This window comes from Rhodopirellula bahusiensis (genome assembly GCF_002727185.1).
GTDB lineage: Bacteria > Planctomycetota > Planctomycetia > Pirellulales > Pirellulaceae > Rhodopirellula > Rhodopirellula bahusiensis.
Genome location: NZ_NIZW01000004.1, coordinates 64,874 through 84,589, shown reverse-complemented (window position 1 = coordinate 84,589; position 19,716 = coordinate 64,874). Strand labels below are relative to the sequence as shown.

Sequence of the window (19,716 nt, the reverse complement as noted above, 5' to 3'; positions counted from 1 at the left end):
GTTATCGTCACAAAGCGAATCCGCCTGGCACTTTGGACCGCGACGCGTGTTCATCCGTCACGACCGTTGACACCCCCCGACCCCCGGAAACCAATGGCATCCCCTGCTCGATCCGTCACTTTGGTCTCGTTGATCCTTTCGACGCTTCGCCATCGTCAAGCTGTGACGATCGCGGTGGCGCTCGGGGTGGCGACGGCGACCGCGGTGATCACGGGAGCCTTGTTGGTGGGCGATTCCATGCGTGGCAGCTTGAAAGCGCTGACGGTCGAACGACTCGGGAAGATTGAATCAATCGTTTCGCCTGGAGCCTTTTTCCCGTTGGCGGAGTTGTCCATTGAAGGCGAGTCCATCGGTCAGGAGCAAACGCAGGGCACTGCCGCGAGTGATTCGTTCGCTACGCCGGTCATTCTGTTTCCGGGAGGCAGCATCGAGGCGGATGTGGATGGTTCGGATCGGCAGCGACGCATTGGTGGTGTGCAGGTCTTGGGGATCGACGATCAGTTCTGGGACTTGGACGTGACCGGAATTCGGCCGGAAGCGATGCCAGGCGAAGAAAGCGTGGTCTTGAATCAAGCCGCAGCGGACGAGTTGAAAGTGGCCGTCGGCGACCAAGTCACATTGCGATTGCCGGTTGAAGGTGCGGTGCCGGCCGACAGCCCACTTGGACGTCGAGAAATTCAGAGCGAAGGTTTGCCTCGCATGAAGGTCGCTGCCATTGTGCCCGACTCGGGGTTGGGACGATTTTCGTTGACGCCGAATCAAGCCGCTCCCAAGACCGTGTTCGCATCGCGAGCGGTCATTGCCGACGTGTTGGATCGCGAAGGACAAGCGAATGCGATTTTCTCGACTCGCGAAATTTCTGCGGATGACGTGAGTTGGTCGTTGGAGACATTGGGATGGAACCTGCAACACATTCAGCGAGGTGGCGAAGATGGCGGCGAGCCCATCGTCGATTATGTCTCGCTCACCAGCGAAAACCTGCTGCTCAAAAACGATGCCGTGAAAGCGGTGATGGATGCCTTGCCCGAAGGCACGGTGACGCCCGTGATGACGTACCTCGCCAATGCGATTGAGAAAGTCGATCCGGGAACGGGTGAGGTTGTGGTCAGCGACCAATCGCACTCGGTCCCCTACAGCACTTTGACGGCGTTGGATGACGGTCCCACGTTGTCTTTGGATTACTCGTTACAAGAACCGCCGGCGACCAATTCAGGCGAGACGCCGATCGTTTTGAATGATTGGACCGCGAATCGTTTGGATGCCAAAGTCGGCGACCAAGTCCGGGTGTTTTTCTACGAACCCGAAGTTGAAAACGGGCGCGAAATTGAACGGTCATTCGATGCGGTGGTGACGCAGATTGTGCCGGTGACCGTCCCCAGCAAGCCTTACCGACGGAATCGGGAGGCGGTCTTTGACGAGCCGATCACGCCGTACAACGATCCTGCGTTGACGCCTGATGTTCCCGGCGTGACCGATCAAGACTCCATCGGCGATTGGGACTTGCCGTTCCAATTGGATCGCAAGATCGAGCGAGAGGACGATGCCTATTGGAATGAGCAACGGTTGACTCCGAAGGCGTTCGTTCCGCTGGATGTCGGTCAAACGATTTTTGGAAGTCGATTTGGACAGACGACTGGATTGCGAATCGACCCGAGTTTGGCGAAAGACATGCCTGGCTTGCGAGCGAAGATTTTGGCGGCCACACGGGGTGTGCAAGGCGAGCTCGGATGGACGCCGCGATCGATCCGTGCGGAACAGTTGGCGGCATCCAAAGGAACGACTCCGTTTGATGGTTTGTTCCTGGCGTTGTCGTTCTTTGTGATTCTGGCCGCGATGATGTTGATCGCTTTGTTGTTGCGATTGGGTGTCCTTCAACGACTCAGTGAGTTTGGAACCTTGTTGGCAGTTGGGTTCACGCCGCGACGAGTGATGAAATTGGCATTGGGTGAAACCGCGGTGACCGCTGCGTTTGGAACACTGCTCGGAATCGCGGGCGGAGTGGCTTACGCGTGGGCGGTTCTGTGGGCGCTGAAGTCGTGGTGGGTCGGAGCGGTCACGGTTCCGTTTCTGCAATTTCATGCGACGCCGATGTCGATCGCCTTGGGTGGGATTTTGGGATGGTTGGTGTGCATGTTCACCGCCGCCTGGACGTTGCGTTTCTTGTTGCGGTTGAATCCCGCGGCTTTGGTTGGCGGACGGACGATGGACTCGTCCCATGCGTTGAGCGGCGGCGACAAGACGAAGAAACCAAGCAGCGGCAAGGCGTCCCTGTGGGTTGCAATCGGCTTGTTGCTTTTGGCTGTTATCGCGGCGATTGCGGGAGCTTTGGGCGGAGGTCAGCAAGCCGCCGGCGGCTTTGTCGGAGCAGGCATGTTGTCTCTGGTTGCGATCCTGATTTGGGTGCATCGTTCGCTCCGACGGCGAAGAGATTCAAATGGTTCACGCGGCAAGCAAGCGGCAACCGGGCACGCGATGCGAACTCCGGGGTTGGGTGGTGGCTCGCTGAGTTCGTTGGCGATGGCCAACGCTCGTCGTAGTCCACTTCGCAGCACGCTTGCGATCGGATTGGTAGCGACGGCGGCGTTTTTAATTCTGTCGATCAGCGTGTTTCGTCTGTCGCCGACGGAGGAAGGAACCGGTGGCTTTGACTTGATCGGGCAAACGGCTCAACCGCTGCATCAAGACCTCCGTGCCGAGGATGTGCGAGCAGAGTTGCTTGGCCGAGAGGCGGAAACGTTGTCGAAAGACAAAGTGCGAGTTGTTCCGTTTCGAATGAAGGGTGGCGATGACGCGAGTTGCAACAATCTTTACCAAGCCATGCGACCGACGGTCATCGGATTATCAGTTCAAGATTCGCTCGGCGGATTTGGTTGGGCCAGCATGGAAGGCGAGACATCCGAAGCGACTTGGGAATTGTTGAACGTTCCGGCAGCGGGCACGTTGGAAGATCCGGTGCCCGTTGTGATCGACCAAAACACGGCGATGTGGAGCCTGCAAATGCGTGGCGGTCTCGATGAGGTCAAAGCGTTTGACTACGGCAGCGGCGATGTTCACTTCCGAGTCGTCGGTCTGTTGGCGGGCTCGGTGTTGCAAGGCAAGTTGATTGTGGGTGAACGGGCATTCGAAAATGTGTTCCCAAGTTCAACCGGCTACCAGTACTTCCTCTTCGCGATGGAGAGTGGCGTCACATCGGATGATGCAAAGAACGACGAGACGGCCCGCGACAACGAAGTCGATGAGATAGCGGAGGTGTTGGAATCGCGGCTGGTCGATGCGGGCATGGACGTGCAGCGAGCCGACCGCGTGTTGGCAGGCTTGCTGGCGGTTCAGAACACGTACTTGCGAACGTTCCAAAGTTTGGGAGCGTTGGGCTTGTTGTTGGGGACGATCGGTTTGGCGGTTGCTCAGTTGCGAAGCGTCTTGGAACGTCGCGGAGAACTCGCCGTCATGCGCGCGGTCGGGTTCACTCGCCAGCGTTTGGCAACCTTGGTGTTGGGTGAGAACACGTTCTTATTGGCGATTGGAATTGGCTGCGGAGCGGTAACGGCGATGTTGGCTGTCTTGCCGTACGCATGGTTGTCGGGGACCAGCATGCCGATCGCGGAGCCACTGGGGATCTTGCTTGCGATTTTGTTGTTTGGGACCTTGGCCGGTTTGGTGGCCGTTTGGAAAGTGTTGACGCTGCCGTTGATCGAGTCGTTGCGAGCCGAAAATGCAGTTGTTGAACTTTAAGAATGAGCCGAGCGAAAGTGCGTCGACGCTTGCCCGACGCCAGCTCGCTCGTGACGAAGCGATGTTGCAGTGGGCCGACCAAGTCGTTGGCGAAGACGAGTCCACAGCAATCGACACGGAATCGTTGCGGATGTGGCAGTTCGATCAGCCGACCGTTGTGCTCGGACGCAGCTCGAAGATCAACGACGAAGTGAACCGGCCGTGGTGCCAAGAACGTCGGATCGAAGTGCTGCGCCGTTGCACGGGAGGAGCCTCGGTGGTCGGCGGGCCGGGGTGTTGGATGTATAGCGTGGTCCTGCGTTTGCTTGATGAGACATCGATCCGCAAGATCGACGTCGCTCATGACTATGTGATGCAGCGAGTTCTCGCTGCGGTCCAGACGCAGTTGCCGACCGCGGAACGAAAAGGCATTTGTGATCTAACGTTTGAGAACCGAAAGTTCTCCGGAAACAGCTTGCGTGTGGCTCGCCATCATCTGCTCTATCATGGGACGATCTTGATCGGATCCGATCTGGATTTGATCGAGTCATGTTTGGACTTCGCGCCCAGGCAACCGGAATACCGCCAGCGCCGAAGTCATCGCGAATTTGTTGGTAATATTGACGTCGATGCGAGCCAGCTGGAATCGGATTTGGCGGAGCAATTTGGCGTGTCGTCCGCGCCTGATTCGTTGGTGGTTCGGTCCATCGAAGAAGTCGCGGACGGATTGTTAAGAACGCGTTATGGCACAACGGAATGGCACGTTCGGCGGTGATCCGGGCGACTGCCCACCGTGGAAAGAGTGTCCAAGATTGCCGGACGTTGGCATTGTCAGGGCGTACGAATTGGTTATCTTTACAAGACGATCTGCACAATTTTGTCGCCATTGCACCCTTTCGTGAAAGGATTCTCATGAAGACCCGCATTCCATTGAGTAAGGCTGAGGAAGAAGCCCGACTGCGCCGTGAACGTCTCGATCTGAGCATCGCGGAAATGGGTTTGACCGTTCGGACAACGAACTGCTTGGAAGAGACCGGCATTTTGACCGTCCGTGACCTGCTCAACGCGACGCCTCGACGTTTGCTGAAAATCAGCAACTTCGGCGAAAAGACTCTTGAAGAAGTCTATGACGCTCTCGAGCAACTTGGGTTCTATCGCCCAGGCCGACAGGCCGTTTCGACCGCCAACTGATTGCTACGGTAGTCCTTTGTGAGACGATCCTGGTCGAGAACGCTTCTGCGTCCCTGGAGTAAAAAACGGGGACGCCGTTCACGGACCGGGGCCATGCGTGGCGTTCTCGGTGAACTCGCGTTCTACCTTGGCCTGATCCTGCTCGGCGTGTTCGTACTGGCGTTGGTGATCGTGTCGTCCGTGATGATGCCTCGCATTGGCATCGATCTTCCCGAAGAAGCTCGTCGGGTCCTCGAGTCCAATCTGACACAAGGTGGTGGAAGATGGGGGCGTTGGGTGGTTGCGGTTGTTTCCGTGGCCTCCGTCGCATCAGGAGTCATCGGGCTCGGCTACCGTTTGCTGCATCTTGGGTTTAGCCAGGAACGGATTTCTGCCAACCGGAAACGGGCGATCGATGAGACTCGATCTCTGGCCGGCCGTAACTCGGGAGCGGAAGAGTCTTCGCAATCGTTGGAACCGGAATTCGACCCGCGAGAATTTCCGGAATTGCCGACCGTCCCACGCCGCCAGGTGATGAACGAGAGTCCGGGCGAGCGTCTTCGCTTTCGATTGGCCTCAATATCGACCGGGCGATTGAGCGTTTTTGGTTCGGCGGCGCTGGCTTTGGGGTGGAATTGCCTGTGTTTGGTGCTGTTGGCAGTGGTGATCTCGGGTTGGTGGTATGGCGTGCCGCGTCCAATTTTGGCCATGCTGATGGTGCCCTTCTCGTGCGTCGCCGTGTGGTCGCTGCGAGTGTTTCTGAAGCAGGTTCGCCAGGTCGCCGGGGTCGGTGCGACGGTGGTGGAGATCAGTGATCATCCGCTTCAGCCCGGTGGGCAGTACGAGCTGTTTGTCTCGCAAATGGGCAAGATGCGGCTAAAATGGCTGAAAATTGAGCTGGTTTGCGAAGAAGAGTCGTTTTTTCGCCAGGGCACGGACGTTCGCAGTGATCATCATGTGGCACTGCGGCAAGAATTGCTGAAGGAAAAGACGGTTCGTGTTGACCCCCGCGGGCCCTGGGAGCAACAATTGTCATTCGAGCTACCTGAAAACGTGATGCACTCTTTTGCTGCAACCAACAACGTTGTCAGGTGGCGACTGCTTGTTTCCGGAGAGTCCCGTCCGTGGCCATCGTTCTGCCGAAGTTTCCCACTGCTCGTCCAGCCGCCGCTCATGTCGCCTCCCGACAGCCCGCGGTGAATGTGTCGGTCTGTCGTGATGACGGATCGTACGCAGCCGGCTGTCAGCTGAAGGCGGGCTGGAGAATCAGCCGGGTCAACTTGGAAGAATTGCAGAGCGTCGAGATCTCGGTGCTTTGGCATACCGAGGGCAAAGGCGATGAGGATTTGGGCGTCCACTATTTCCAACGCTACGACCACTCGGATCTGCAAAGCATCCAGCTGAAGGAGCGAAACGGGATCCAGTGCGTCTTGCCCGCTTCGCCGCTGAGCTATCAGGGTCACCTGATGCAAATTCATTGGAAGATTCGCGTGCGAGTCTTCTTGGCCGATGGGCGTGAGGTTGTCGCCGAACAGCCTTTCTATTTGGTCGCTCACCAACCGGAATCCAACCAAGAGCTGGTCGTCGACTCGGAGGTCCTGGAGGAACGCCTGGATGCTCCTCAGCTTCGCTCGATCGCATCCAAGCTGCCTTCGGTTATTTCGCGACTTCGCGGTCGCCGATCGCGGTCGTAGCCGAAGCGTCTCGGTGATGAGCCGACGACCGTTAGGTCCGGTTGCGTCGTGAAAACCGGTGCTAACGCACATCGGCTAATCTGCCTTGGATCAAAGCGGAGTTGCCCCTGGGAGGCATCCCCAGATGACTGAGCCTATGGCGGTCAACAAATTTCCGGACGGACGTTCTCACTGCGTTTTCACCAGGTTTACCGAACCGAGATCGAGCTTTGTCACGCCTTGCGCGGTGAAACCGTAGACTGGGATCCGTGTGATTTGGCGACAATCAGCGACTTTGATTGGTAGCCGAACATTTTCCACCAGTGAGAACAGTCGATGCAAAACCCATTCTTGTTGCTCAGTTCGCTGATAATTGTCGCTTGGCAGATTCAGGTCAGCGAAGCAGATGGTCCTGTACCCGGACCACCAACGTGGATCGTAGATGCTCAAGTCAAGGCGGACGGGCCGGATGGAGCGTCACGACTGATTGGCACCGTATTCGATTGGCATGACTCTCGACAAAACTGGGCAACTCAGGGAACGATTCGACATAGTGGAAGAACCGTGCACGCTTCTCGGTCGCGTTCTCGCTCGGTCCTCATTCTTCAGTCCGAGCGATTTATAGCGTCGATGAGCACGCTTAGGTTTACGCGGCTTGATGGCTCCAAGATTGAATCAAAAGATATCCCGGCAATGCTGAAAAACGGACGTGGCGTCGCATTCTTGCCGAAGGGAACTGGAATACATCCCGCAATCGTTTCCGCACTGCATCCAGAAACGGTCGTAGCCACGCGTGTCAGCTACCCGTCTGATCCCGTCGTGATTCCCATTCTTGAAGAGTGATCATCATCGAATGCACCTGTCCAAGTGAATTCCACGAAAGGACTTGGTAGCTTGCGTTGTTGTCACTTTGCTTCGTTAGTCGTCAGTTCACTCCTTGCAATGGCGAAGAATGTCTCACACGCGAATTGGACTCATCGTTCGAGTAGCAATGATCAGTGTTGCATTGATCTCTGGATGCGTCTCGACGAACACCGTCTCCGAACCCGCGATTGATGCCGTTTCGCAACCGAAGTTTTTGACGCAATTGGATGGCGTCGACGCTATTCAAATCGAAGAACTGATGATTGCGAATCGATCGGACATTGGACGCTTCATTCAACTTTGTCGGAATGCACGCTGGGCTCCGTTCGCCGCAACCATGCCCGGCAACATCGAGACAATACGGTTCATGTCCGATGGGATTGAGATACACCAACTGTTCTACGCGGGTGGTTGGCTAATCGACGCTAGCGGCGATGGCGTTGTGCGATTCGGTACAATCCATTCTGACGACGGGGACTGGATCGACGAGAATGTCGATACTCAACTGATGCTGCTGCGAAACGCACTTTGACGCTGGCGAGCAATAACCATGTAGCCATGAGACGAACCAAATTCGCGGAGTCGTCGTCTCTGACGATGGAAAATCTCTTATCGAAACCGGGTGATTTTTGACGTTCGTAGGGGCTGACGTATGAAAATGCAATTTCGATTCACTAGTCGATTGTTGTTGTTGACCGTGTTGATTGCTGCAATCGCAATCGCAGCGATCCGTGTAGTGCATGATTCGCTCTATAACCAACTTTGGGACGTCGCTTCCATCACCAAGGTTCACCAAGGCGAGTTCTGGTCGGCGGTTAACGAGAAGACTGGTGCTCGCATCGGTGGTCCTTGCGTTACATACTACGCAACGTGCAGGAACCACGATCGAACGATCACAATCGAAATTGGCGATTCGCAAACGCTCTACGGCAAGAGCATGCCACTTTCGACGGGGGATCGATTCTGGTTCGCCGCAAATCGAAACGACCCCAACACTCGCCGAAATCCGAGGTTCGTTGACCTAGATAAGTTTGGTGTTCTGTTGCATAGCCGTGAGAATGGCACTCTGCCGTTTCCAAAAGCGGCCGTTATCCGGGCAACGACTTCCGCCTATCAATAGTCCGCGGCGAAACAAATCGAACGGGCGAAATTAGAAGGTTGGGGTGGCATTGTTGTTTTCATTTGCTCATTGATTACCCCGTCCCGTTGATTGCCCCAAATTGTTTTTGGGTTTTGAATCAAGCTGCAAGACTTCGTGAGTTCATTGTAGCGACCAAATGAATTCGGTCGCGGAACCATTCCAGCCGCAGAGCTCACACGAACTATTCACGAACACGTGTGAGCAATTCGAGTATCCACAGATATGTTGAGCGCATTCTGGGCACAGTCCATCCATGTGTGACGACGGAGCGAAGAACGGCGATTCGCACTTCATTCAGTGTGTCTCAGGTTGATCGCGTCAACAGAAAGCATGGCATATGTGAGTCACGGTAACAGTCACCGAGGCCGGAAGGCTGAGCATCCTCTCGTGAAATCTCGCAAGCCGTCCTTCGGTGCACGGGATGATCATCCACCCTATGGAGGACCATTGCCAATGTTTGGTTCGTTGAGTTGCATTGGCTTTCAGGCGGTGTTCAGGGCAATCACAGGCTGGAAGCATATGCCACTTGTTTCGTCAGTGGGTGGTAGCGGTTGTAGTGGATGCTTGGGTTGCTTCGACTCTGCCGATAGCGGGGTGAGCAATTCGCCTGTGGATTGTGCACGCTCGCGAGGTGTGGCTTGGTAAAATGGTGGGATGCAAAGTGTGTTTATTCATCCTGTTGATCACCGTGTCTCGCGACTTCTTTTTGTTCGGTTGCCTCGAGCCCTGAAGTTCGTGCAGCGTGGTTTGCTCGCCTGCGTTGCTGCGCTGATCGTTTGTTTCGTCGGAGGTAGCGTCCTGGTTGCGGATGAGCTTGCCAGCGAACTCAAGTTCCGTGAGCAGCTAGTGCCGTTGTTGCGAACTTACTGCTACGACTGCCACGGTGCCGAAGACGGTGAAGGTGGGGTGTCTCTGGAGGCTGACGACACGGCGCTGAAAATCGTCAAAGGTCGCGAGCATTGGATGCGGGCTCTCGCGCAAGTTCGCTTAGGAACAATGCCGCCGGCGGATTCAGATGTGATGGATCCGTCCAGTCGGACTCGGATGGTGGAGCTGATCGATGAGCTTGCCAACGCGATCGATTGCGTTCGAAATCCCAACGCCGGCAAGATCACGTTGAGGCGGTTGAATCGGGCTGAGTATCGCAACACGATCCGCGATTTGGTTGGCGTGGATTACTCGCCCGCGGATGATTTTCCGGGGGATGACGTCGGTTATGGATTCGACAACATCGGGGATGTGTTGTCGTTGCCGCCGCTGCTAATGGAGAAGTACTTGGATGCGGCAGAATCGATCATGGGCGAAGCGATTTACACGCCGCCACCGCCGGAATTGTTCGAACTGGAGCGTTCGCCCATCACGCTGATCGGGGCGGACAAGTACAACGGCAAGAATCATCTGGCGATGTCATCCAACGGCACGGTGACGCTGCAGTTCGACGCTCCGTTCAGCGGGACCTACACGGTGGTGTTCAGCCTCAGTGGCGACCAAGGTGGGGACGAACCGGTGCGTGCGGAAGTCACCGCGGGCCGCCGGACGATTCCCGTCGAAGTGAAAGAGAGTGAGCCGACCGAGAAGAAGGTTGCGTTCCGGTTGGGCAAGGGCACCCGCCAGATCGACCTTTCGTTCTTGAATGATTACTACGTCAAGGATCAAATCGATCGAAACTTGCATGTTCACCATGTGAAGGTCAGTGGCGTTGAACAACGAAGCCAGTTTGTTTCGTCGCCGGATTTGCCGACGACGCACCGGGTGCTGCTGTTCGAGACCGCTGGCAACGACGGTGAGTTCGACCGCGCGGCGAAGGCTGTGCTGGGGCGATTTGCGAGCCGAGCGTATCGCCGGCCGATTGGCAAGTCAGAACTGGGCCGGCTGGTTGAGCTTGCGACTCAGGTTCGTGACAACGGCGGATCGTTTGAAGAGAGCATGCAGGTCGCGATGCAAGCTGTGTTGGTCTCGCCGTACTTCTTGTTTCGGGTGGAGCGACCGCGGGAGGCTGGGGATGACGGTGTGATGCCGCAAGTGAACCAGTACGAATTGGCGACGCGAATTTCTTACTTTCTGTGGAGCAGCATGCCGGACGATGAGCTGCTGCGGATGGCGCATCGTGGCCAACTTCGTGATCGCCGGATGTTGCTGGAGAAGGTTGGCCGGATGATCAAGAGTCCGAAGGCCAGTCGTTTCGTGGACAACTTTGCTTCGCAGTGGTTGCAACTTCGCAACCTCGAAATCGTTCAGCCGGACACCCGAATCTATCGTGGTTTTGACGATGAGGTTCGCGACGCGATGCGGGTGGAGACGTTGATGTTTTTCTCGGAAGTGATGCGAAACAATTTGCCGGTGACCGAATTGTTGAATGCGGATTTCACTTATATGAACGAAGCGTTGGCTCGATTCTATGGCGTCAACGACGTTCGCGGGAATGAATTTCGGAAGGTGTCGTTGTCAGGCACTCCGCGTGGCGGATTGCTGACCCACGCCAGTGTTTTGACCGTGACCAGCAACCCGACGCGAACCAGTCCGGTGAAACGCGGCAAATGGATTCTCGACAATCTACTGAACACTCCGCCGCCACCGGCGCCGCCGAATATTCCCGAGCTGGAAAAGGGGAAGTTGGTTGGTTCGCTTCGTGAACGCATGGAACAGCATCGGTCCAACCCGGCGTGTGCGGCGTGTCACAACATGATGGATCCGCTGGGGTTTGCGCTGGAGAACTTTGATGCGGTCGGACGATGGCGAACACGTGATGGACGGGATGTGATCGACGCCAGCGGTTTGATGCCCGATGGCACTTCGTTTGATGGTATCAATGGGTTGCGAGAGTTGTTGACGACGCAGCGGAGCGAACAATTCGTTCGGTGTTTGGCTGAGAAGATGCTGATCTACGCGTTGGGGCGTGGGACGGAATACTACGATAAATGTGCGCTCGACAAGATCACCGCCGATGTTCGCTCGCACGACTACAAATTCGCTTACTTGATCGCGGCGATCATCGAGAGCGATCCATTTCAAAAGCAAGGGTATCGAGAACCATGAGTCATTCACCTCGTACTTTGTCACGACGTTTGGTGCTTCGAGGGATGGGAACCGCGGTGGCATTGCCATTGTTGGATGCGATGAGTCCAACGCGATTGTTGGCCGCGGAATCAGGCGGCCCACCACCGCTGAGAATGGGGTTCTTCTATGTTCCCAATGGCATGCACATGCCCGCGTGGACGCCACAGAAAGAGGGACGCCAGTTTGAGCTGACCCCGACGCTTGAGAAGTTGGCCGATAACAAGGATTCCATCAGTGTTCTGTCGGGGCTGACCCTGGATGGGGCTCGTGCTCATGGTGACGGAGGCGGTGACCACGCACGCAGTGTGGCTGCGTTTTTGACGGGCGCTCACCCTCGCAAGACAAATGGGGCTGACATCCAAAACGGAGTCTCGGTGGATCAGGTCGCGGCGCAGTATGTCGGCGACCGAACCCGGTTCGCTTCATTGGAATTGGGTTTGGAAGCGAGCAGCCAGGCAGGCAATTGCGACAGCGGATACAGCTGTGCCTACGCGTCCAATATGTCGTGGCGTGGTCCGACAAATCCAATGGCGAAGGAGACGGATCCGCGTGCCTTGTTCGATCGTTTGTTCGCGGGGCAAACGGTGAAAGAAACGCGTCGTGCTAAGAGCGAACGAGAGAAGTATCGGAAGAGCATCTTGGACTTTGTTGCCGAGGACGCGAAGCGTTTGCACGCTCACCTTCCGATCGTGGATCGACGCAAATTGGACGAATACTTGTACGCCATTCGGGACGTTGAGAAACGTTTGAACGGCGCCGAGAAGCTGGGACTGTCAGAAGAAGGTGTGCCGGATTACCCACGCCCCAGCGGTGTGCCCCAGGAGCTTTCGCGGCACAGCGATTTGATGATGGACATGGTGACGCTCGCCTATCAAACCGACAGCACGCGAATTTTGTCGTTCATGTTCACCAATGCGGGAAGCAATCGGGCATACAAGGAGATTGGCGTGAACGAAGGGCATCATGAGCTTTCGCATCATGGCAAAAGCGAACACAAACAGGCCGAGATCGCGAAAATTAATTCGTTCCATGCGGAGCGGTTCAACTACCTTCTGTCTCGTTTGAAACTGATTCGCGAGGGCAACGGTTCGCTGCTGGATCATTGCATGATCGTGTATGGCAGTGGGATCAGCGACGGTGATCGGCACAACCACGATGACCTGCCGATTTTGCTAGCGGGCGGCGGTGGCGGACGAATTCGAACCGGTCAACATGTGCGTTATAAAAACGGAACGCCGCTTTGCAATTTGTACCTGTGGATGATGAAGCAGATGGGGGCGAACGCCGACGGGTTTGGCGACAGCAACGGAGTCTTGCAAGGATTGGGTTAGCCGCAGTGTTGATCCACTGGCATGTGAATGCTCAAGGGGTGACGGTTGGTTCGGGAAGCTCCGAGAGCATGACGGCTGTGTCGGGAGCCTCTCCCGAGTAAAAGGAGACGTAGTGAGTGTCCCCGATGAACGTGGCGTTGGCGTTGCCCGAGTCCCATGCAAGTTGACTGCCGGTGGCGACTGCTTCTGAGGCGGGCCAGTGCAGCGGATTGTCGAAGACGATGTTTGGGTCAACCACTCGGCGCCGCAAGATGCCTCGGCCTCGTTCGTAGTAGTAGTTGCTCAACAAGCCGGTTTCAGCGTCAAGGATAAGGCTGGGTGTGGAGGCGTAGATATCACTGATGTTGGTTTGATGGCGTTTCCACGTGGCACCGTTGTCTGTCGAGACCATCTGGAATTGAGCGGGGCCGCTTTCTGTCCGAGCGACAGCGAGGATTCTGCCATCGCCGAGGGAAACAGCAGCGGGTTCGGTGGGCCAGTCCGCTTTCAACAGCCCGGACTCGACGGGAGTCTGTGTCCAGTTGACGCCATCGTCGCGGCTGGTCATCACGCCCCATGAGTGAACCGCTTTGTCGCTGTAATTTCCTGCGAACCACAATGCCATCAGCCCCACATCAGGGACCGCGAAAACATCGGTGATCTGCATGGGTTGGGTGGCGAGTTCCGGAGTGGCTATCAGCGTGAAGGAAACGCCATCGGTGGTGCGATAGAGATCGTGGTGCCGTTGTTTCCCAACTCGGCGTACCCAGAGCAGCATCGCTCCTGTGGAATCCAGGCCTTTCCCGACGGTGACCTCGCCGAAGCCAGGGGTGTTCGCGACGACGGTTTCCGCCATCCACGATTTTCCGCCATCGACCGAAGTGCGTGCATACACCGCGCGAGCGTCTTCGCCGATTGAATGACCTGAGCCCCGGCTATAAGTGCAGACCAGTTTCTCTCCGATGGCTTGAGTCATCGGCCACGAGTTGTAGCCGCTCACGTCCTGGACAACATGAGCCTCGGCAGGGGCGTTCAGCGGCGTCACCTTCACTGCCGCCAGTCCCGTGGGACGAGTGAAGGTGTCGCCGGGCAAGCCAGGTTCGCGTTGGATTCGCACGGTCAGCGGCGCGTCGGGAACCACTTCATAGTAGGATTCCAGAACGATTTTGCGGGAGTGGAACGGGCCGGCGGGAAGCGGTGTTCGCATGGGCTTGCCCAATGAGTATCCCGTCGTGAACGGCCCGTCTTCGACCATTTGCGACAAGTGAACCCGATACAAGTCCTCCAGGCCCGGGCGCGTTCCCGCATCGGTGGACGTCACGACGATTTCGACCTTCACCGCACGGCACTCGCCGGGAAGTCCGTTGACAATGCCGGCGACAGATTGCCCTTCGGTGCCTCCGGACAACGACCACACGGGAATGTGAGTGGATCCCTTCGACATGAGTACGAGCGAAGGATTCCCTGTCGCGATCGACAAATCATTCGCGGTCAGATAGACCGCTGATGAGAGTTGCCGGTTGAGGCCCCGTTCTTTGGTTTCTTCCGCAGTATCCTCTGTCGCGGATGCAATGTTTTGACTGAGCAGCATTGGCAGCGTCAGTGCCAAGAAAACGAGCGGCAAACGAAGGCAAGTGAACGATGATTTCATGACACTCAACACAGGTGGGCTTTGATGGCGGGCCCCCATTGTAGCTGTCGCTGGACAGCATTGTTTGGAAGCCGGGCCTCGGATTGGCTGAGGGATTCCATGAAACGCAGGCGGTTTGTTCGCAGGAATGAGACGAGAGTTATCGTTGCTGGTAACATCAGACATGGTGCACTGTCGGACTTGCTGTCGGGGAGGTGCGAGTCGATTCGTGCTGGCTCGTTCACGCGTGGCAAAATGCTCGCGGTAGATGATGGATGATGAAGCAGATGGGAGCGAACGCGGATCGCTTTGACGATCGCAACTGGGGTTTGCAAGGATTGGGATAGGCAAAGGTTTGAAACGTTCAGCACAGATCGCGAGAAGTCTGCTGCCGATGGTGTTGGTCATCGTCGGCGTGTGCGGGCTGGTCAGTGGTGTCGGGGTTGAGCTGGCCAGTGATTGGTTGGCCATGGGCCGCGACGCGGGGCCGGCGGCGTTTGTGATTTTGGGAACCTTGGCGATGTGTCTGTTCGTCCCCAAAACGTTTGTGTCCATCGCGGCGGGATCGGTGTTTGGTTTGATGGTTGGCGGACCAACGCTCGCTGTCACCGCGGTCGTGTCGGCTTGGGTGAACTATCACTTGGGCCGGTGGTCGCTGGGGCATTCATCGGTTGACATCGAAGCGGAAGCGTCCGACGCGTCCTGGCGAGAAACCCTTCGGATCATCCGGTCGGGGGCTCGCGATGCGAATTTGGGAATGCATCTGTTGGTCCGTTTGTCACCGATTCCAACGACGATCATCAGCTACACGATGGGAGCTTCCGGGGCTCGTCAGGTCCCGTACTTGGCCGCGGCATTGTTAGCGGCCGGGCCGCAGTTGCTGTGGGTTCATTGCGGGGCGGTGGCGACCGAGACGATGGGCTCCGTCGCTGGGGCGGGGATCTCCGGGGCGACCGACTCGAGTCTGACTCGCTGGTTGGGGTTGGTCACGTCGGTGGTTGCAGCCGTGTTGCTGTCGGTTTTGGTGCCCAGGCACATTTGGCGGCATCGAGCGAGAGAATTGGCCGCGGCGGAAATAGCGGCCGGCCAGAACGCTTGAGCTGGGTGGCGGATCTGGTAGCTGGTGTGCGAACGGGAATCAGCGACAGCTCGCCGGATTTTCGCCTCGATTTGTTTGAGGCATTGTTTCGGGCCAGGTTCCGACCGCGCATCGAAAAAGGTCCTGAGGAAATCAGGACCTTTCGGATGTCTTTTAATGGCGTGCTGGGCGGCGACTCAGCGAGTGTCGCGAGGTCGCCCGGCTTGGCTCGAATCAGGCAGTTTGAGCTGCGTTCTTGATCAGCGTGTTCAAACGGCTCTTGGTGCGAGCAGCGGCGTTCTTGTGGATCAAGTTGTTGGCTGCGGCACGGTCCAATTTCTTTTGGACGGCTTGGAATTCGCTCTTTGCGGTGTCCAGATCGTTGTTTTCGACGGCTTCGCGGACACGACGAATGGTGGATCGCATGTTGCTACGGGTAGCACGATTGAGCAAACGACGTTTTTCGTTTTGACGCAGACGTTTCGAGGCGCTTGAAGTGTTTGGCATTTCGCTCGGAGTGTCCGGCGGACACGCAATGGTAAGGAATGGATCAAATTGGTCAAAATTTGGAATCGAGGAGTATGACGTCCGATCAGCCGACTGTCCAGGTCAACGGAGAAGTTCCATAATCTTGTTTTCCAACCCTCTTTATCGCGAAAAAGCCGCATCTCCTTGAATTCTGAACTCGCTCTTTCTGAAACAACACCGGGATTCGTCGCATTGGTGGGGGCAGGACCCGGGCACCCGGGCCTGTTGACCCTCCGCGGTCAGGAATGTCTGCAGGATTGCGAGGTTGTGCTGTATGACGGGCTGAGCAACGTCGAAATGCTGGTCCATGCTCCGCAAGCGGTTCATCAATGCGTCGGTAAACACGGGCAATCGCGAATTTGGAAGCAGGACGAGATCATCGCCGAGATGATCCGGCACGCCAAAGCAGGCAAACGAGTCGTGCGGCTGAAGGGTGGCGACCCGGCCGTGTTCGCTCGGACCAGCGAAGAAGTCAACGCGTTGAAAGCGGAGCGAGTTCCGTTCGAAATTGTGCCGGGAATCACGGCGGCGTTGGCGGCGGGATCCTACGCTGGGATTCCGATAACCCACCGCGGAATTGCGTCGGCCGTGGCTTTGGTGACCGGGCACGAGGAACCGGGCAAGGCAAAGTCGGATTTGGATTGGCCGGCTCTGGCTCGATTCCCCGGCACGCTGGTGATCTACATGGGCGTCACGACGGCCAAGCAATGGACGGACGCATTGATCACCAGCGGCAAAGATCCCGAAACGCCCTGTGCCATTCTGCGGCGATGCAGCTTGCAGGATCAGCAAAAAATTCAGTGCCGGTTGGACGAGGTAGCTGGGCATCTGACTCCCGCCAGCAAGTTCCGACCGCCAGTGATCACGATCGTTGGCGAGGTCACAGGGTTGGCGGAGTCGATGGATTGGTTCAGCCGCCGACCGCTCTCCGGAAAGAGCATTTTGGTCACTCGGCCGAAGGATCAGGCTGACCAATTGGCGCGGCCGCTGGAAGAGTTGGGGGCAAGCGTGGTCGTTCAACCGGCGATCGAGATTGCGGCACCGGATGACTGGTCCGATGTGGACGCCGCGATCGAACAGTTGGAATCGTTTGACTCGTTGGTTTTCACCAGCCGCAACGGCGTGAGGTTCTTCTTCGATCGGTTGCTCGAGGTCGGTCGCGACATGCGTTGTTTGGGCGGGCTGAAGATCGCGGTGGTTGGCGACGCAACGGCGAGTGTTTTGAAGAGCTATCACCTGCGAGCGGATTGGATTCCGGAAACCTTTGACGCCGACGCGTTGTTGGAAATGTTGCAACAGGCTCAGCGGCCACTCAAGTCCACTTTGATTGTGCGAACCCAGCGAGGCCGCGACGTCATAGCCGATGGCTTGCGAGCGACCGGGGCCAGCGTTCGCGAAGTGATCACGTATGAAAATCGTGACGTGGCGGAAATGGATCCAGCGACGCGAGCCCGATTGAACGAGCATCCGTTGGACTGGATCACGTTGACCAGTCCCGCGACGGCGAGGAACGTTCACCGTTGGTTGGGCGATTCGATCGGCGAGACCAAAGTCGCGGTCATCAGCCCGTTGACCGCGGAAACGGTTCGCGAATTGGGATGGCGTGTCGACGCGATCGCTAAGTCCGCGACAATGCATTCTTTGACCCAAGCGATTCTTGACGCGGAGACAACATGATTCCCAAACGTTACCGCCAGATGCACGCCGATCATCCCGAGTACATGCGTGCCTACGAAGATCTGGGCAAGGCGGCTCGCGAATGCGGTCCGTTGACCGACCGCGAGGTGGCGTTGGTCAAACTCGCGATCTCATTGGGCGCTGGTTTGGAAGGCGCGGCGCATTCTCATTGTCGCAAGGCGTTGGAGGCCGGGTGCACACCGGATGATCTGCGACACGTTGCGATGCTGTCCGCACCGACAATCGGTTTTCCCACGATGATGCGAGCCAAGTCGTGGGTGGAAGACGTGATTGAACCCAAGCCGGAGTGATCGCTCGTGGCGGCATGTTTGTCACGCGCGGGACAAATCACGTTGCAAACTGCACCACTTAGCCGATGGCCGTTCGGCCCGGTTGCGTCGTGGGAACCGGTGCCAACGCACGGCGGCTAATGCTTCTGGGGTCCCTAGAGTGTGACCCAGCCCGGGCGATTGGGGCGGCTGCCTCGTTGGCGGTGCGTCGCTTGCAGCGATGGCATCCACAGCAAATGCTGAGCGATCGTGATCAGCGATTTGGGGTCGATCGGGTTGAAGAGGCAGTGCGTGGGAGCGGCCTCGGCTTCGGTTTTCTTTTCCAGCCCCGCCCATTTGGAATCAGCTAGCAATACGACTGGCAAATTCTGGAACGGTGCGATCTGACGGATTTGCTGGATGATTGTCAGCACGCTCATGGGGTCGTCGGCGACATCCCAGATGAGCAGGTCGATCGCGAATTTTGTCGGCGTTTGATTTGACGAGGGTTCCAATTCGGTTGGTTTGGGATGGCCATCGTCAATCCGAGCCTGGAGCTTGGGCAGCACGGAAGTCTCGTCGGCCAGTTCCAGTTCGAACGCTTTCAGGACGGCGTCGGTGCTGCGAGCACAAATGCATCGCATCCCCTCGTGGTGCAAAATGCCAGCGGTTGCCAACAAAGAGAGAGGTTTCGGGTCCGCCACAACAACCGTCGACGTGGTCGTGTTTGGTTTGAGCGTGGACGAAGCAGAATCGTCGGGAGAATTGGATGGCATCGAACGACCAGAAAGCAGCGACGGAATCAGTTGGAAGTGAATTGAGTCACAAAACAATGTGATTCATGGTCCAGCGAGGTCTTTTTTCCCTGAGAATGGGGCTGCATTCGCGGCGGAACACAGGTCGCTGGATGTTTTCCGAATACGCCATCGGAGGCCGGTTCTGCAAGCTCAGAAGCTGTCTTTCGGCGGGCAAGTTTGCTTTGCTAGGGTCAAATCATGATTGGCGAATACAAGATCAACCGAACCACCCGGCGCTGCAGCGTTGGCGACCGTCCGTTGGAACCGGGCGAGGTCTATTATTCCGTGGTCTTGGAAGCCGACGAGGACTTCAAGCGAGTCGACATTGCCGCGGACGCTTGGAAGGGGCCGCCTGAAGAAGCGATCGGATGGTGGAAGAACCGGGTGCCTCGAGCGGAAGAGAAGAAGCGTGAAATCGCGCCTCCCGAGGTTTTGATCGAGCTGTTGCGATCGATGGCGGAGCAGCCCGCCGCGGCGAAGAGTCGGTTTTTGCTGGCGTTGCTGCTGTTGAGAAAACGTCATTTGAAAACCATTGAGCCCACGGCCACAGGTTCACCAATCGGTGCGCCCGAGCGAGACCCAAGCGACGAAGGCGAGACGAACACGCCTGAGCCAAAGCCTCGCGAAACGATGCTGCTGATGTCCAATTTGGACCAGTCGACGATGGAAGTGGAAGTGGTGGCGATCGGGGCTTCCGAAGCCGGCACGCTCCAAGACGAATTGATCGATCTGATTTACCGTGACGTCGACGAACTTCCTGAATGAGAAAAGACGCCGATGCTTTCCACGTTCTCTTTGCCCGCATCGATTC

The 19,716-nt window shown here is 57.0% G+C and carries 16 protein-coding genes; 13 read left to right on the top strand and 3 right to left on the bottom strand.

Annotated elements, in window-relative coordinates:
- The first annotated feature begins 93 nt into the window (after positions 1-93).
- The 9 genes from CEE69_RS06975 to CEE69_RS06930 all read left to right on the top strand — a co-directional run bounded on the left by CEE69_RS06975 (position 94) and on the right by CEE69_RS06930 (position 12,947).
- Positions 94-3,732, top strand: a complete 3,639-nt coding sequence (locus CEE69_RS06975; RefSeq protein WP_099260011.1) for an ABC transporter permease — start codon at positions 94-96, stop codon at positions 3,730-3,732.
- Positions 3,713-4,486 (top strand): lipoate--protein ligase family protein, encoded by a 774-nt coding sequence (locus CEE69_RS06970; RefSeq protein ID WP_099260010.1) that lies wholly within the window; start codon positions 3,713-3,715, stop codon positions 4,484-4,486. The genes CEE69_RS06975 and CEE69_RS06970 overlap by 20 nt, the downstream gene beginning before the upstream one ends.
- Positions 4,487-4,623: 137 nt before the next feature.
- On the top strand, positions 4,624-4,902 hold the full coding sequence (locus tag CEE69_RS06965) for a DNA-directed RNA polymerase subunit alpha C-terminal domain-containing protein (protein ID WP_007326741.1): 279 nt from the start codon (positions 4,624-4,626) through the stop codon (positions 4,900-4,902).
- Positions 4,903-4,995: 93 nt separating this feature from the next.
- A complete protein-coding gene (locus CEE69_RS06960) occupies positions 4,996-6,081 on the top strand; it encodes a hypothetical protein (protein WP_099260009.1) in 1,086 nt (361 codons plus the stop codon).
- Positions 6,082-6,083: 2 nt separating this feature from the next.
- Entirely contained in the window at positions 6,084-6,575 is a 492-nt protein-coding gene (locus tag CEE69_RS06955; RefSeq protein WP_099260158.1) for a hypothetical protein, read from the top strand.
- Positions 6,576-7,545: 970 nt separating this feature from the next.
- The gene (locus tag CEE69_RS06945) at positions 7,546-7,950 is read left to right on the top strand and encodes a hypothetical protein (RefSeq protein WP_099260007.1); all 405 of its coding nucleotides are present in this window, start codon (positions 7,546-7,548) and stop codon (positions 7,948-7,950) included.
- 120 nt (positions 7,951-8,070) lie between these two features.
- Positions 8,071-8,538 carry a hypothetical protein gene (locus CEE69_RS06940; protein WP_233214929.1) on the top strand — a complete coding sequence of 156 codons (468 nt, stop codon included), beginning with the start codon at positions 8,071-8,073 and terminating at the stop codon, positions 8,536-8,538.
- Positions 8,539-9,213: 675 nt separating this feature from the next.
- The gene (locus CEE69_RS06935; protein ID WP_233214928.1) at positions 9,214-11,595 is read left to right on the top strand and encodes a DUF1592 domain-containing protein; all 2,382 of its coding nucleotides are present in this window, start codon (positions 9,214-9,216) and stop codon (positions 11,593-11,595) included.
- A complete protein-coding gene (locus CEE69_RS06930; protein WP_099260006.1) occupies positions 11,592-12,947 on the top strand; it encodes a DUF1552 domain-containing protein in 1,356 nt (451 codons plus the stop codon). The genes CEE69_RS06935 and CEE69_RS06930 overlap by 4 nt, the downstream gene beginning before the upstream one ends.
- Positions 12,948-12,978: 31 nt before the next feature.
- On the opposite strand, the gene CEE69_RS06925 is transcribed toward CEE69_RS06930, so the two are convergent.
- Positions 12,979-14,577: a sialidase family protein gene (locus tag CEE69_RS06925; protein WP_099260005.1), complete on the bottom strand. Its 1,599-nt coding sequence runs from the start codon at positions 14,575-14,577 to the stop codon at positions 12,979-12,981.
- A 334-nt stretch (positions 14,578-14,911) separates the two neighbouring features.
- Here CEE69_RS06925 and CEE69_RS06920 point away from each other — a divergent pair, with 334 nt between their 5' ends.
- Positions 14,912-15,655, top strand: a complete 744-nt coding sequence (locus CEE69_RS06920) for a VTT domain-containing protein (protein ID WP_099260004.1) — start codon at positions 14,912-14,914, stop codon at positions 15,653-15,655.
- 213 nt (positions 15,656-15,868) lie between these two features.
- On the opposite strand, the gene rpsT is transcribed toward CEE69_RS06920, so the two are convergent.
- On the bottom strand, positions 15,869-16,141 hold the full coding sequence (gene rpsT, locus CEE69_RS06915) for a 30S ribosomal protein S20 (protein WP_099260003.1): 273 nt from the start codon (positions 16,139-16,141) through the stop codon (positions 15,869-15,871).
- A 165-nt stretch (positions 16,142-16,306) separates the two neighbouring features.
- Between rpsT and cobA the strand changes: the two genes are divergently transcribed.
- Complete coding sequence (cobA, locus tag CEE69_RS06910) at positions 16,307-17,839, top strand: uroporphyrinogen-III C-methyltransferase (protein WP_099260002.1); 1,533 nt, start codon at positions 16,307-16,309, stop codon at positions 17,837-17,839.
- Complete coding sequence (locus CEE69_RS06905) at positions 17,836-18,150, top strand: carboxymuconolactone decarboxylase family protein (RefSeq protein WP_199169813.1); 315 nt, start codon at positions 17,836-17,838, stop codon at positions 18,148-18,150. The genes cobA and CEE69_RS06905 overlap by 4 nt, the downstream gene beginning before the upstream one ends.
- A 134-nt stretch (positions 18,151-18,284) precedes the next feature.
- Here the strand turns inward: CEE69_RS06905 and CEE69_RS06900 are convergent, their stop codons facing one another.
- Positions 18,285-18,884: a hypothetical protein gene (locus CEE69_RS06900; protein WP_099260155.1), complete on the bottom strand. Its 600-nt coding sequence runs from the start codon at positions 18,882-18,884 to the stop codon at positions 18,285-18,287.
- Positions 18,885-19,103: 219 nt separating this feature from the next.
- On the opposite strand from CEE69_RS06900, the gene CEE69_RS06895 reads away from it, so the two are divergent.
- Positions 19,104-19,670 carry a hypothetical protein gene (locus CEE69_RS06895; protein ID WP_099260001.1) on the top strand — a complete coding sequence of 189 codons (567 nt, stop codon included), beginning with the start codon at positions 19,104-19,106 and terminating at the stop codon, positions 19,668-19,670.
- Positions 19,671-19,716: the final 46 nt, after the last annotated feature.

Coding starts and splice junctions, on each gene's coding strand:
- CEE69_RS06975 (WP_099260011.1), top strand. CDS start 94: ATGGCATCCCCTGCTCGATCCGTCACTTTGGTCTCGTTGATCCTTTCG.
- CEE69_RS06970 (WP_099260010.1), top strand. CDS start 3,713: ATGCAGTTGTTGAACTTTAAGAATGAGCCGAGCGAAAGTGCGTCGACG.
- CEE69_RS06965 (WP_007326741.1), top strand. CDS start 4,624: ATGAAGACCCGCATTCCATTGAGTAAGGCTGAGGAAGAAGCCCGACTG.
- CEE69_RS06960 (WP_099260009.1), top strand. CDS start 4,996: ATGCGTGGCGTTCTCGGTGAACTCGCGTTCTACCTTGGCCTGATCCTG.
- CEE69_RS06945 (WP_099260007.1), top strand. CDS start 7,546: ATGATCAGTGTTGCATTGATCTCTGGATGCGTCTCGACGAACACCGTC.
- CEE69_RS06940 (WP_233214929.1), top strand. CDS start 8,071: ATGAAAATGCAATTTCGATTCACTAGTCGATTGTTGTTGTTGACCGTG.
- CEE69_RS06935 (WP_233214928.1), top strand. CDS start 9,214: ATGCAAAGTGTGTTTATTCATCCTGTTGATCACCGTGTCTCGCGACTT.
- CEE69_RS06930 (WP_099260006.1), top strand. CDS start 11,592: ATGAGTCATTCACCTCGTACTTTGTCACGACGTTTGGTGCTTCGAGGG.
- CEE69_RS06925 (WP_099260005.1), bottom strand. CDS start 14,577: ATGAAATCATCGTTCACTTGCCTTCGTTTGCCGCTCGTTTTCTTGGCA.
- rpsT (WP_099260003.1), bottom strand. CDS start 16,141: ATGCCAAACACTTCAAGCGCCTCGAAACGTCTGCGTCAAAACGAAAAA.
- CEE69_RS06905 (WP_199169813.1), top strand. CDS start 17,836: ATGATTCCCAAACGTTACCGCCAGATGCACGCCGATCATCCCGAGTAC.
- CEE69_RS06900 (WP_099260155.1), bottom strand. CDS start 18,884: ATGCCATCCAATTCTCCCGACGATTCTGCTTCGTCCACGCTCAAACCA.
- CEE69_RS06895 (WP_099260001.1), top strand. CDS start 19,104: ATGATTGGCGAATACAAGATCAACCGAACCACCCGGCGCTGCAGCGTT.